This window comes from Nonomuraea sp. NPDC004580, assembly GCF_040609855.1.
Lineage (GTDB): Bacteria > Actinomycetota > Actinomycetes > Streptosporangiales > Streptosporangiaceae > Nonomuraea > Nonomuraea salmonea.
On sequence record NZ_JBEXLH010000017.1, the window covers coordinates 116,625 to 129,995 of the forward strand.

Below are 13,371 nucleotides of genomic sequence, written 5' to 3' on the forward strand. Positions count from 1 at the left end.
AGATGCGATCGAAAGTCGTCCTGAGGCGCCTGCTGCGCAACAAGCAGGCCCGTTACGGGGTCATCGCGCTGATCCTGCTCGTGGCGCTGGCCTACGTCGGCCCCTTCATCGGCCCGTACGACTGGACCGACAAGGACTTCCTCGCCTTCCTGTCGCCGCCGGGCGCCGACCACTGGTGGGGCACCACCTCGATCGGCCAGGACATGTACGCGGTCACGCTGCGCGGCATGCAGAAGTCGATCGTCATCGGCCTGCTGGTGGCGCTGATCTCCACCGGCCTGGCCGCGCTGGTGGGCGCGTTCGCCGGCTACTTCGGCGGCTGGGTGGACAAGGCCCTCATGTGGGGCGTGGACCTGCTCCTCGTCCTGCCCAGCTTCCTCATCATCGCGATCGTCTCGCCGCGGCTGAAGGACGGCGCGTCCTGGCTGTGGTTCGTGGTGCTGCTGGCCGCGTTCTCCTGGATGATCACCTCACGGGTGGTGCGGAGCATGACGCTCTCGCTGCGCGAGCGCGAGTACGTCCTGGCCGCCGTCTACATGGGCATCCCGCGCTGGAAGATCATCATGCGGCACATCGTGCCCAACCTGTCGTCGCTGCTGATCATCGACGCGACGCTGAACGTCAGTGGCGCCATCATCGGCGAGGCGGCGCTGTCCTTCTTCGGCTTCGGCATCCAGCCGCCCGACGTCTCGCTCGGCACGCTGATCGCGCTCGGCGCCGGCAACGCCACCGGCTACCCGTGGCTGTTCGCCTTCCCCGCCGGCCTGCTGGTCGCACTCGTGCTGAGCGTGAATCTGATCGGCGACGGGCTGCGTGACGCACTCGACCCGGGGAGCAACCTGTGAGCATCTTGGAGGTCAAGGACCTCACCGTCACCTTCCCCGGCGGCATCGAGGCCGTGCGCGGCGTCAGCTACGAGGTCGAGCGCGGCGAAGTGCTCGGCATCGTGGGCGAGTCCGGCTCGGGCAAGTCCGTGACGTCGCTGGCCGTGATGGGCCTGCTGCCCAAGAACGCGGTGGTGGACGGCTCGGTCAAGCTGCACGGCCAGGAACTGCTCGGAATGCAGGAAGACGAGCTGATCAAGGTACGCGGCAAGGCGATCAGCATGATCTTCCAGGATCCGCTGTCCGCCTTCACGCCCGTCTACACCATCGGCGACCAGATCGCCGAGGCCGTCCGCGTGCACCAGAAGGTGGGCAAGGACAAGGCGGCCAAGCGCGCCGTGGACCTGCTCGACCTGGTCGGCATCCCCAACCCGCGGTTGCGGGCCAAGGCGTTCCCGCACGAGTTCTCCGGCGGCATGCGCCAGCGCGCGATGATCGCCATGGCCATCGCCAACGACCCCGACCTGCTGATCTGCGACGAGCCGACCACCGCGCTCGACGTCACCATCCAGGCGCAGGTCCTGGAGGTGCTCAAGACCGCGCAGCAGGAGACCGGCGCCGGCATCGTGATGATCACTCACGACCTCGGCGTCATCGCCGGCATGGCCGACCGGGTGCTCGTCATGTACGCGGGCCGCCCGGTCGAGCAGGGGCCGGTGGACGACATCTACTACCGGCCGCGGATGCCGTACACGATGGGCCTGCTCGCCTCGATCCCCAGGGTCGACGGCGAGGAGGGGCCGCTGGTGCCGATCGAGGGCAACCCGCCGTCGCCGGCCTCGCTGCCGCCCGGCTGCCCGTTCGCGCCGCGCTGCCCGATGAAGGTCGACATGTGCGACGAGGAAGAGCCGCCGCTGACCCCGTTCGGCGGGGGACGCCACGTGGCCTGCATCCGCGCGCACGAGATCGAGCACAAGGGCCTGACCGGGGCGGACGTGTTCCCCGTGCCGGTCATCCCGCCGAGCGACGTCGTCCGCGTGCCGCGCGCCGAGCGCGCGACCGTGCTGGAGCTCGACGGCATGAAGCGGCACTACCCGCTGATGAAGGGCGCGATCTTCAAGCGCCGCGTCGGCACCGTCTACGCGGTCGACGGCATCAGCTTCGACATCGCGGAGGGTGAGACGCTGGCCCTGGTCGGCGAGTCCGGCTGCGGCAAGACCACCACGCTGCAGCAGATCATGCAGCTGGAGCCGCCGCAGGACGGCCGCGTCGTCGTGCTCGGCAAGGACAGCGGCAAGCTGGACAAGGCGGCCCGCCGCGAGCTGCGGCGGGACCTGCAGATCGTCTTCCAGGACCCCATGGCGGCGCTCGACCCGCGCATGCCGATCGGCGACATCATCGCCGAGCCGCTGCGCGCGCACGGCAGGAAGGACGTCGCCGCCAAGGTCTCCGAGCTGCTGCAGCTCGTCGGTCTCGCACCGGAGCACGCCGAGCGTTACCCGCAGCAGTTCTCCGGCGGCCAGCGGCAGCGCATCGGCATCGCCCGCGCGCTGGCCCTGGAGCCGAAGCTGCTCGTCCTGGACGAGCCCGTCTCGGCCCTGGACGTGTCGATCCAGGCAGGCGTGATCAACCTGCTGGAGGAGCTGAAGAACAGGCTGGGCCTGTCCTACCTGTTCGTGGCGCACGACCTGGCCGTGGTACGGCACCTGGCGGATCGGGTGGCCGTCATGTACCTCGGCAGGATCGCCGAGATCGGCGCGGTGCAGAACGTCTACGACCGGCCCGCGCACCCGTACACGCAGGCCCTGCTGTCGGCGATCCCGCTGCCCGACCCCGAGATGGAACGCACCCGCAAGCGGATCCTGCTCGAAGGCGACCTGCCCAGCCCGGCCGACCCGCCGTCTGGATGCAGGTTCCGCACCCGTTGCCCGAAGTTCGCCCGGCTCAGTGAGGGCGAGCGGCAGCGGTGTGTGGACGAAGAGCCCTCGGTTGCCCGGCTGACGAGCGCCGATCACGGCGCCGCCTGCCACTACGCGGAGGAAGTCGAGGTCATCACGGCCTCGGACAATCAGGAGGAAGAGTGAAGGTTCATCACCGTGCGGCCGCTGGGCTGGCGGTCCTGGCCATGGCCGTGGCGGCCTGTGGTGGCGGCGGCTCCGAGACCAAGCAGCCGAGCGCCGAGCAGTCGCAGCAGGCTCAGCAGCAGATGTCGGAGACCCCGGCCATCAGCATCAACCCCGTTCCTTACGAGCAGGTGAAGGACGGCGGCACGGTCACCCTGCCCGTCGGGCAGTGGCCGAGCCAGTGGAACCCCAACCACGTCGACGGCAACCAGGCGGACACGGCGGAGATGCTCGACACCATTCTGCCGATGATGATGGTGTCGGACGAGGAGGCGAACTACGCGCCGAACCCCGACTACCTCACCGACGTCAAGAACGACCTGTCGTCGGGCAAGCAGGTCGTCACGTACACCATCAACGAGAAGGCCACCTGGTCGGACGGCGAGCCGATCACGTGGAAGGACCTCGAGGCGGCGTGGAAGGCGAACAACGGCAAGAACAAGAAGTTCAAGCCGGCCTCCACCGACGGGTGGGACCGGATCGAGTCGGTGACCAAGGGCGACTCGGACAAGGTCGCGATCTTCACTTTCTCCAAGCCGTACCCGGAGTGGCAGGGCCTGTTCTCCCGCTCGCCGCACCTCATCCCGGCCAAGCACATGGAGACGCCTGAGGCGTACGACAAGGACTACCTGCAGAAGATTCCGGTCACGGCCGGTCCCTTCAAGGTGGAGAGCATCGACGAGGGCACCAAGACGCTGACCGTCGTGCGTGACGACAAGTGGTGGGGCAAGAAGGCCAAGCTCGACAAGGTCATCTTCCGTACCATCGAGACGCCCGCCGCGCAGGTCAACGCCTTCGCCAACGGCGAGCTCGACATGGTGGAGATCCCGCCGGGCAGCCCCGCCGACCTCAAGCGGGCCAAGGAAGTCCCGAACGTGGACATCCGCAAGGCGCTCAGCCCCAACTGGCGGCACATCACCGTCAACAACCAGAGCGAGTTCCTGAAGGACAAGTCGGTCCGCCAGGCCGTCCAGTACGCGATCAACCGTGACGTGATCACGCAGTCCGACCTGAAGGACATGGACTGGCCGCTGCAGACGCTCGGCAACCACGTCTTCATGAACAACCACAAGGGTTACGTCGACAACTCCGGCGACCTCGGCAAGTACAACGTCGAGAAGGCCAAGCAACTGCTCGACGCCGCCGGCTGGAAGCAGGAGAGCGAGGGCGCGACCCGCAAGAAGGACGGCAAGGAGTTCGAGCTGTCCTTCGTGGTGCCCGCGGGCGTGCCGTACGCCAAGACCGAGGGTGAGCTGACCCAGGCGATGCTGGCCGAGGCCGGCATCAAGCTGTCGATCCGCCCGGTGCCCGATGACAAGTTCTTCACCGACTACATCATCAAGGGCGACTTCGACCTGGTGCCGTTCTCCTGGATCGGCACGCCGCTGCCGATCGGCTCGCTGCCGCAGATCTACAAGACCGGCTCGGAGAGCAACTTCCCGAAGGCCAGCGATCCCGCCGTGGACGCGGCCATCGAGGAGGCCGTGAGCGAGATGGACCCGGCCAAGGCCATCGAGAAGGCCAACGCGGCCGACAAGCTGATCTGGGACATGGTGCACACGATCCCGCTGTACCAGCGCCCCGACATCCAGGCCGCCAAGAAGACGCTCGCCAACCTGGGCGCCGAAGGCTACAAGACCTACGACTGGACGATGGTCGGCTTCACCGGCTGACCCTCTCTCACCGGGTGACCCCCGGCCGGAGCTGCTCCGGCCGGGGGTCTTCCCGTGTCGGGGGCCGTCAGCCGTGGGAGTCGGCCGCGCCGCTCTTGACCGTGATGCCGCAGGACGGGCCGCCGGGCCCGTCGAAGCGCACGGAGTCGAAGAAGTCGCGGTAGGTGGAGAAGAAGTTGCCCTTGTCCCGGGCGAAGGTGACGGCGGCGCAGCCGTCGTAGTTCGCCTCGGAGAAGAGGTAGATGAGGCTGTCCGTACGGTTCCAGTCGGACTTGGCGCGGTCGGCCATGCCCAGCGCGGCCAGGTCGGGGGTGTCGGCGTTGATCTGGATGACGTCCCCGGTGCCGTCGAGGCCGGAGAACATGCAGTAGTAGCCCTCCTGGCACCGGTCGTAGCCCTCGGCGGCCTGAGCCGGCGTGCCGAGCGCCGCCACGACGGCGGCGGCGAGCGGTAATGCCAGCATCTGAAGCTTCTTGCCCACACTTCCTCCAAGGGTGAAACTTTCTTTCGCCTCGAACATACACGGCGCGATCTTGTCAGGAAAGGGATCATTTTCCGGCCGTCAGCCCGACCTCCACGCCGCCCCTGGTGCCCCAGTTGCCGACCCGGTGACACGTCAGCACCGCGTACGCCAGCAGCGGGCGCAGCACCAGCAGCCGCCAGAGCGCGGCCAGCGGGGCGAGCGCGAACGCCAGCAGCCGCGCCCCCGCGCTCTCGTCGCCGCGCCGCACCGTGAACAGCCGCAGCGCCATCACGTAGTTCATGGCCAGCCCCGCCTGTGCTCCGGCCGCCGCCACCGCCCCCAGACCGACGTCTTGCCGGGCCAGCAGCACGACCGGGAGCGCCGCCATGAGCAGCAGGTGCAGGTGCTGCGCCACCGTGGTCCAGAACGCGACGCTCGTCAGCGGCAGGTACCGCAGCCACCACAGGTGCCGTACGGCCGTGCCGCGCATCCACCGGACCTGCTGCCTGGCGTAATGAGTGAAGCGGACCGGGGCCAGCGTGAACACCATCGCCGACGGCTGGTGCACGGTCCGCCCGGCCAGCAGGGCGTGGAAGGTGAGCAGCGAGTCGTCGTTCATCTGCATCGGCCGGCCGCGGAAGCGCTCGTTCTCGTACGCGCCCGCGCACCGGCGCACCACGTCCGCCCGGTAGAAGGCCAGCGCGCCCGAGTTGAGCGTCACCTGTCGCAGCACCGAGCCCGCGCTGCGCAGGCCGAGCGTGAACGGCAGGTAGAGCAGGCCCGTCAGCCGGCCGATCGGGCCCGCCGTCCGGTTCAGCACCAGCACCTGACCGGCCACCGACTGCACCCGCGGGTCCGCGAACGGGGCCAGGCCCTCCCTGACGGCGTGCCGATCGAGCACCGAGTCGCTGTCGAGGGTGACGAACACGTCGCCGTCGTCCTCGGCCAGCGCGTGCATCTGGGCGTGGCGCTTGCCCCGGTTCCGGGTGCGGTCCCAGGTCGTCTCGACGCCGCGGGCCGCCGCCGCCGACTCGAACGCGTGGCGGACGTCGTCGTACGGGACGCGCGAGCCGTCGTCCACCACCCGCACCCGCGTGACCGGCCGGCTCTGCGCCAGGACCGAGCGCAGGCAGGCGCGCAGCGCCTCAGGATCCTCGTTGTAAACCGGCACCTGGACGGTCACCCGCAACGCGTCCAGCCCGGCCCGCTCGCCCGGCGGCGCGGTGATCCGGCGCTCGCACCACGACAGCGGCAGCCACCACAGGAGCATCGCGGCGAGCAGCCAGGTGGCCGGGCCCGGGTCGTTCCCGGGCAGGGCCGCCGCCAGCCTGGCCACGCTCCAGACGGTGACGCCGGTGACGAGGAGGGCGAGGAGCCTGGGGTGGCCGGCGTAATCGGCGGACGGGTCCTTCATGGGCACAGGGGAGTGCGGTCGCGGCGGAAGCGGGCGCGTACCAGGAAGGCGGTGCCCAGCGCGATCGACGCGCAGAGCGCGACCAGCAGGGGGTGACCGCCGGCCAGCGCGGCCACCGCGACGCCGCCGCCGTAGCCGGCCAGGGATCCGTACGCCATCGAGGGCCTCCTGAGGTGGAAGTGACGGCGGACAGTGTCGCCGGAACCGGGGCCCCGCCGGCCTCGCCACCGGTCAAGAAGAGCTGAAAGTTTCACCGGCGTACGGCCCGTTTCCGCTGGTGCCCGCCGTCGCCGGGATGGTGCGTCGAGCGTCGCGGGGAAACCTGGGGATCGTGACCTACAGTGCTCTTGGGAGCGCTCCCATATCCCTTCGAGCCAGCCGGAGCAGCGTGCGATGAGCAGCAACCCGAGCAGAAAGAGGCGGGCGGGTGGGGCCGTCGTGCTCGCCCTCCTCGCCGCGACCTTGACGGCGCCCTTCCCGGCAGCGGCTACAGTGACAGCCGCTGCGGCTCTGCCTTATCAGGACCCGAGCCTCCCGGTCGCCACCCGGGTCGACGACCTCATGGGCAGGATGTCGCTGGATGAGAAGCTGGGCCAGATGACGCAGGCCGAGCGCGGCTCGGTCAGCACGTCCGACGTCACCACGTACCGGCTCGGCTCGGTGCTGTCGGGCGGCGGCTCGGCCCCGTCGCCGAACACGGCCACCGGCTGGGCCGACATGTACGACAGGTTCCAGAACGCGGCCCTGGCCACCCCCCTCGGCATCCCCCTCGTCTACGGCGTGGACGCCGTGCACGGCCACAACAACGTCGTCGGCGCCACGATCTTCCCGCACAACATCGGGCTCGGCGCCACCCGCGACCCCGGCCTCGTCCAGCGCATCGGCCGCGCCACCGCCGAGGAGGTGGCCGGCACCGGCATCGACTGGAACTTCGCCCCCTGCCTGTGCGTGGCCCGCGACGACCGGTGGGGCCGCACGTACGAGTCGTACGGCGAGACCCCCGACCTGCCGTCGCAGATGGCCTCCATCATCACCGGTCTCCAGGGCGACACGCTGAACGGCCCCGCGTCCGTGCTCGCCACCGCCAAGCACTACCTCGGCGACGGCGGCACGGCAGGCGGCACCGACCAGGGCGACGCGCGCGTGTCCGAGTCCGAGCTGCGCGCGGTGCACCTGCCGCCGTTCGAGGCCGCCGTCGAGCGCGGCGTCGGCTCCGTGATGATCTCCTTCAGCAGCTGGAACGGCACCAAGCTGCACGGCCACCGCTACCTCATCACCGACGTGCTCAAGGGCGAGCTGGGCTTCGACGGCTTCGTGGTCTCCGACTGGAACGGCATCGACCAGATCGACGGCGCCCCCGGCACCTCGGCGCAGGACGTGCGCACCGCCGTGAACGCGGGCATGGACATGGCGATGGTGCCCACCGAGTGGCGCCGCTTCATCGAGCTGCTGCGCGCCGAGGTGCAGGCAGGGCGCGTCACCACCGCCCGGGTGGACGACGCGGTACGCCGGATCCTGACCAAGAAGTTCGAGCTCGGGCTGTTCGAGGAGCCGCTCACCGACCGGTCGTACACCTCGACCGTGGGCAGCGCCGCGCACCGGGCGCTGGCCCGCGAGGCGGTGGCCAAGTCGCAGGTCGTGCTGAAGAACGCGAACGACCTGCTGCCCCTCGCCAGGACCGGCGGCAAGATCTTCGTGGCCGGCAAGAGCGCCGACGACATCGGCAACCAGAGCGGTGGCTGGACGATCTCGTGGCAGGGCTCGTCCGGCGACATCACCCCCGGCACCACGATCCTCGAGGGCATCAGGGACACCGTCGGCTCCGGCGCCACCGTCACCTACAGCAGGGACGGCCGGGGCATCGACGGCTCCTACCGGGTGGCCGTCGCGGTCGTGGGCGAGACCCCGTACGCCGAGGGGCAGGGCGACCGGCCCGGTGGCCTCGGCCTCGACTCCACCGACCTCAACACGCTCGCCACCCTGCGGGCCTCCGGCGTGCCGCTCGTCGTGGTGCTCGTCTCGGGCCGGCCGCTCGACATCGCCGCGCAGCTGCCCGGCTGGGACGCCCTGGTCGCCGCCTGGCTGCCGGGCACCGAGGGGCGGGGAGTGGCGGACGTGCTGTTCGGCGCCGTCGAGCCGACCGGGAAGCTGCCCATGACCTGGATGAGCAGCGCGTCCCAGCAGCCGATCAACGCCGGTGACGGCAAGACGCCGCTCTTCCCGCAGGGGTTCGGGCTGACGTACGAGCCGGGCGGCGAGGAGGACGACACCAGCCCGCCCACCGCGCCCGGCACGCCCGCCGCCTCCGGCGTCACCTCCACCTCGGCCACCCTCACCTGGGCCGCCGCCACCGACGACGTCGGCGTGACGGGGTACGACGTGGTCCGCTCACAGGGCTCCGCCGAGTCACCGGCGGCCTCCGTGAGCACCACCTCCACCACGATCACCGGCCTGTCGCCGGACACCTCCTACACCTTCGCCGTCTACGCCAGGGACGCCGCGGGCAACCGTTCACCCCGCTCGGGCACGGTGACGCTGACGACGTCCGGCGGTGGCACGGGCGGCGGTTGCTCGGTCACGCCGTCCACGCAGAGCCAGTGGGGCAACGGGTACGTCATGCAGGCCACCGTCACCAACGGCGGCGCCGCCAGGACGTCCTGGACCGCCACCTTCACCCTGCCCGCCGGGCACACGATCACCGGGTCGTGGAACGCCTCCGTGAGCGTCAGCGGCGGGACCGTCACGGCGCGCAGCGCGCCGCACAACGGGACGCTGGGGGCGGGCGCGAGCACGTCCTTCGGCTTCCAGGCGAGCCGCCCCAACGGCGACACCGCCCTCCCCTCCGGCTACACCTGCGGCTGAACGGGAAGCCGCTGACGGGGGACGCGGCGGGGGAGGGGCGGCCCCGGTGGGCGGGGCCGCCCCTCCTGCCACTGTCTCCGACGCGCCACGGTCCCCCGGCGCCGGGCCGGGGGACCCTGCCCGGGGGCGCGCCGCCCGGGTCAGCGGTCCACGTGGAGCGTGCCGAACTCGACCTGCGGGGTGGCGCCCGCGAAGTTGCGGTCCACCTCGGCCCGCTCGGCCGCGCTCGGGTTGGCGTTGCGGCAGCTCACCGGCGCGCTCGAGCCGGACATCAGGTCGGTGCAGCGGCCCGTGCGCCGGTCGGGCAGGCCGAGGATGTGGCCGATCTCGTGGGTGGCGATGCGCAGCGGGTAGTAGCCCTGGTTCACGGCCTGCCGTCCCATCCAGATCGTGCCGCGCCCGAGCCCGGTGGGCAGCGCGCGGGGCCAGCCGTTGTCGGCCAGCACGACGAAGTGCGCGGGCGTGCCGCGGACCAGCCGGACGTTCGACACGCTGGCGTTCCAGACCTGGGCCGCCTGGTCCACGGTGGCGCTGAACTCGGCGGCGCGGCTCGCGTCGTACCGGATGACCGTGACCAGGGCGGTGGCCTGCGCCGGCGCGGTGACGAGCAGGAACGCCAGGCTCAGGACGGCGGACAGGACGATGCGAAGGCGTTTCGACACGGAGCCTCCTCCGGGGAAGTTGGGGGTGTTTGTGACGGTATGCGCCCCACCAGCCCCGGAAGAGGTACCAGATTGCCCCTATCGCCGTGATATGGCCCTTCAGCAGATCGTCTGGCGGCTGTTGACCAGCGTGTTGTTCCTGAAGGTCGTGTTGACGCCGCACGGGTTCTCGTTGATCGCGGAGTTCGTCACGGTGAGGTTCTGGATGATGATGTCGGAGGTGTTGGGGAACTCCGAGCGCGCCGCGAGCCTGATGTCGCCCGGCCCCTGCACGCTGCCGCCCTGGGCGGCGATGTTCACGTTGTAGCAGTTCTCGATGAGGATCGCGTTGTTGCCGGTCTGGGCGATGTCGACCCGGTTGATCACCGCGCCGCCGCTCTCCGAGACGCAGAACACGCCCCGGCCGCCGCCCCGCGCGATGACCTGGTCGACGCGGATGTTGGTGGGATAGCTCGACCCGATCCTGCCGTTCCTGTTGGCCATGCGGAAGGCGGCGTAACCGGTGCCGGTGCCCGCGTTCTGCGCGTCCACGGTGCCGACCGTGGCGTTGGCGGTGTCGTTCAGGAGCAGGCCGGAGTGGCCGGTGTTCCTGGCCGTGACGGTGCCGACGGTGAGGCCGTCCACGCCGTACGTCTCCACGCCGTGCGTGCTGGTGCCCGAGACGTAGACGTTGTCGATGCGCACGTTCCTCGTCCGTACGCTGCGGTCGCCGTGGTTGTCGATGCGGACGCCGAGACCGCTGGACAGGCGCAGGTCGATCTGGCCGAGGGTGATGTTGACGCCGTTGCGGACGAAGATGCCGTACAGCGGGGCGCCGGTGACGTTGAGATGCTGGACCTCGACGTCCGTGACGCCCCTGGCGTACACGACGGCCTGGTCGCCCGAGCCGGAGCCGGTCACGTTCACGGTGCCGCAGACGTCCAGCACCGTGTGGCTCGGCAGCGACAGGCGCGAGCCGGCGCTCATCGAGCCCGAGCCGCGCACGACGACGCGCTGCTTGGAGGTGCGGCCGGCGGTGAGGCTGTTCACGGCGGCCTGCATGGCCGACAGCATGCTGCCGCCGGTGTAGACGGTCCTGGAGCCGTTGCGCGCGGTCCAGGTGCCGCCGCTCAGCACGGCCTCGGCGTTGTACGAGCCGTCGCCGCAGGCCAGCGCCTTGCTGGAGCGCGTCTCCGCGGCGGCGGGCGGGCCGGACAGTGCGCTCGCCGCGAGCACGAGCGCGGCGAGGCCGGTGAGGAGTTTTCGGCTGGACATACTCCGCTCCCATGAATCGATTCATTTACGACAAAACTGCTGACCTGCGTATTTATACGATGGAAAGCAGATGGAACGGGGGATGAATCGCACGGAGTATTACAACGTTCAAATCAGCCGTCAACCGGCGGTGAAACTTACATGACAAGTCCCCTGACCACCGTCTAACGCCTCACAAAAGCCGACCCTTGCCGCCACCGGAAACCGCCGGTGCCCGCGTGCACACTCAAAGCATGCAGAACGAGCCGCTCGACATCGGCGAACTCACCGTTCCCGAATGGAGCGCCCACACCGACAAGATGGCGGAGGTCGGCTTCCTGGCCATCGCCAGACGGCTGCCCTCGCTCGTCGGCCAGGCGCTGCGCATGGCCTGGCAGGCGAGCCCCCGCGACACCCTGGCCACCATCGCGCTCAGCCTGCTCGGCGGGCTGTTCACCGCGTTCGGCCTGCTGGCCACCACCGGCGTGCTGACCGCGCTGTTCAGCGAGGGCCCGACCCCCGACCGGGTCATGGCGGCGCTGCCCAGCCTCGCCCTCGTCGGCGCCGCCGCCGTGCTGCGCACCACCGTCCAGGCCGGAGCGGGCTGGGCGCAGTCCCGGCTCACCCCGCAGATCTCCCGGCTCACGGAAGAGCGCCTCTATGGCCTGACCAGCCAGGTCGAGCTCGTCGCCTACGACGACCCCGACTTCCACGACTCGCTCGAACGCGCCACCACGCGCGGCGTGACCGTGCCCGACTCCGTGGTCGGCTCGGCCGTCGACGTCGTCACCGCCGCCGTCGGCATCGCCGCCGCCGCGGGCGTGCTCGGCGTGCTGCACCCCGTACTGCTCCCGCTGCTGCTGCTCGCCGTCCTGCCCGACGCCTGGGCGGCGGTGCGCAGCGCCCGCATGCGCTACGCCGCCATGTACGCCCTGATCCCCGTACGCCGCCGCAAGTGGATCATGGCCGACCTGCTGGCCGAGCGCTCCTCGGCCGCCGAGGTGCGCTCGTTCACCATGCGCGGCTTCCTGCTGCGCCTGTACGACATCGTGGCCCGCTCAGAACAGGACGTCATGCTCGGCCTCGCCCGCCGCCAGACCGTGGCCAGGCTGGTGGGCGAGGCGCTCGGCGGCATCGGCACCGCGCTCGTCTACGTCGCGCTCGGCGTCCTGCTGGCCATCGCCGCCATACCGCTCGCTGTCGCCGGCACCGCCGTCCTCGCCATCCGCTCCGGCCAGAACTCCCTCGCCAACCTCATGTACGCCACCAACCGCCTCTACGAGCAGGGCCTCTACTTCACCGACTTCCTGGAGTTCTGCGCCGAGGCCGAGCGCCGCGTCACCCGCCCGCGCCCACTCCCCGCCCCCGGCCGTTTCTCGTGCATCACCGCCGAGCACGTCACCTTCACCTACCCGGGCGCCGACCGCCCGGCCCTGCGCGGGGTGTCGGTGGAGATCAAGCAGGGCGAGGTGATCGCGTTCGTCGGCGAGAACGGCTCGGGCAAGACCACCCTCGCCAAGATCCTGTCCGGCCTCTACGAGCCCGAAACGGGCACCGTCCGCTGGGACGACGTCGACCTGCGCCAGGTCAACCCCGACGACCTGCGGCTGCGCACCGCCGTCATCGCCCAGGACCACACCCGCTGGCCGCTCGCAGCCCACTACAACATCACGATGGGCACCGACAAGGGCGAGGCCGCCCTCCACGCCGCCGCCTCGGTCGCCGGCGCCGACGAGGTCATCGCCGAGCTGCCCCACGGCTACCGCACCCTGCTCGACCGCCGCTTCAAGAACGGCCATGAGCTGTCCGGCGGCCAGTGGCAGCGCATCGCCGTGGCGAGGGGCTTTCATCGGGACGCCGTCCTGCTCATCTGCGACGAACCCACGGCCGCTCTCGACGCCCGCGCAGAACACGCCTTGTTCGAACGCGTCCGCTCCCACTCCGACGGCCGCACGGTCCTGCTCATCACGCACCGGCTGGCGAGCGTGCGTTACGCCGACCGCATCTACGTCCTCGACCACGGCGAGATCACGGAGCAGGGCGACCACGACACCCTGATGACCCTGGACGGCCTGTACGCCGACCTCTACACCTTGCAGGCCGCCGCCTACCGCTGA

The 13,371-nt window shown here is 70.4% G+C and carries 10 protein-coding genes; 5 read left to right on the plus strand and 5 right to left on the minus strand.

All coding sequences use genetic code 11. The annotated features are described in order from the left end of the window. The first annotated feature begins 2 nt into the window (after window positions 1-2). The 3 genes from ABZW11_RS19950 to ABZW11_RS19960 are packed head-to-tail and all read left to right on the plus strand — an operon-like array spanning window position 3 to window position 4,620. On the plus strand, window positions 3-845 hold the full coding sequence (locus ABZW11_RS19950) for an ABC transporter permease (protein WP_355419049.1): 843 nt from the start codon (window positions 3-5) through the stop codon (window positions 843-845). Continuing rightward, window positions 842-2,908, plus strand: coding sequence for an ABC transporter ATP-binding protein (locus tag ABZW11_RS19955; RefSeq protein ID WP_355419051.1), 2,067 nt, complete (start codon window positions 842-844; stop codon window positions 2,906-2,908). The genes ABZW11_RS19950 and ABZW11_RS19955 overlap by 4 nt, the downstream gene beginning before the upstream one ends. Beyond that, entirely contained in the window at window positions 2,905-4,620 is a 1,716-nt protein-coding gene (locus tag ABZW11_RS19960) for an ABC transporter family substrate-binding protein (RefSeq protein WP_355419053.1), read from the plus strand. Before ABZW11_RS19955 ends, ABZW11_RS19960 begins: the two co-directional genes overlap by 4 nt. Window positions 4,621-4,687: 67 nt before the next feature. Here ABZW11_RS19960 and ABZW11_RS19965 read toward each other — a convergent pair whose 3' ends face one another. From ABZW11_RS19965 to ABZW11_RS19975, 3 genes are all read right to left on the minus strand, one after another. Then, window positions 4,688-5,083, minus strand: coding sequence for a peptidase inhibitor family I36 protein (locus ABZW11_RS19965; RefSeq protein WP_355419055.1), 396 nt, complete (start codon window positions 5,081-5,083; stop codon window positions 4,688-4,690). An 85-nt stretch (window positions 5,084-5,168) separates the two neighbouring features. Beyond that, window positions 5,169-6,497 (minus strand): glycosyltransferase family 2 protein, encoded by a 1,329-nt coding sequence (locus ABZW11_RS19970; RefSeq protein ID WP_355419057.1) that lies wholly within the window; start codon window positions 6,495-6,497, stop codon window positions 5,169-5,171. Beyond that, window positions 6,494-6,655 carry a hypothetical protein gene (locus ABZW11_RS19975; protein WP_355419059.1) on the minus strand — a complete coding sequence of 54 codons (162 nt, stop codon included), beginning with the start codon at window positions 6,653-6,655 and terminating at the stop codon, window positions 6,494-6,496. Before ABZW11_RS19975 ends, ABZW11_RS19970 begins: the two co-directional genes overlap by 4 nt. A 412-nt stretch (window positions 6,656-7,067) precedes the next feature. Here ABZW11_RS19975 and ABZW11_RS19980 point away from each other — a divergent pair, with 412 nt between their 5' ends. Next, on the plus strand, window positions 7,068-9,359 hold the full coding sequence (locus ABZW11_RS19980) for a glycoside hydrolase family 3 N-terminal domain-containing protein (protein ID WP_355419061.1): 2,292 nt from the start codon (window positions 7,068-7,070) through the stop codon (window positions 9,357-9,359). 140 nt (window positions 9,360-9,499) lie between these two features. Here ABZW11_RS19980 and ABZW11_RS19985 read toward each other — a convergent pair whose 3' ends face one another. Together ABZW11_RS19985 and ABZW11_RS19990 are read right to left on the minus strand one after the other, a co-directional pair. After that, on the minus strand, window positions 9,500-10,021 hold the full coding sequence (locus ABZW11_RS19985) for a snapalysin family zinc-dependent metalloprotease (protein ID WP_355419063.1): 522 nt from the start codon (window positions 10,019-10,021) through the stop codon (window positions 9,500-9,502). Window positions 10,022-10,120: 99 nt separating this feature from the next. Further along, window positions 10,121-11,275, minus strand: a complete 1,155-nt coding sequence (locus tag ABZW11_RS19990) for a hypothetical protein (protein WP_355419065.1) — start codon at window positions 11,273-11,275, stop codon at window positions 10,121-10,123. Window positions 11,276-11,508: 233 nt separating this feature from the next. Between ABZW11_RS19990 and ABZW11_RS19995 the strand changes: the two genes are divergently transcribed. Then, a complete protein-coding gene (locus tag ABZW11_RS19995; protein WP_355419067.1) occupies window positions 11,509-13,371 on the plus strand; it encodes an ABC transporter ATP-binding protein in 1,863 nt (620 codons plus the stop codon).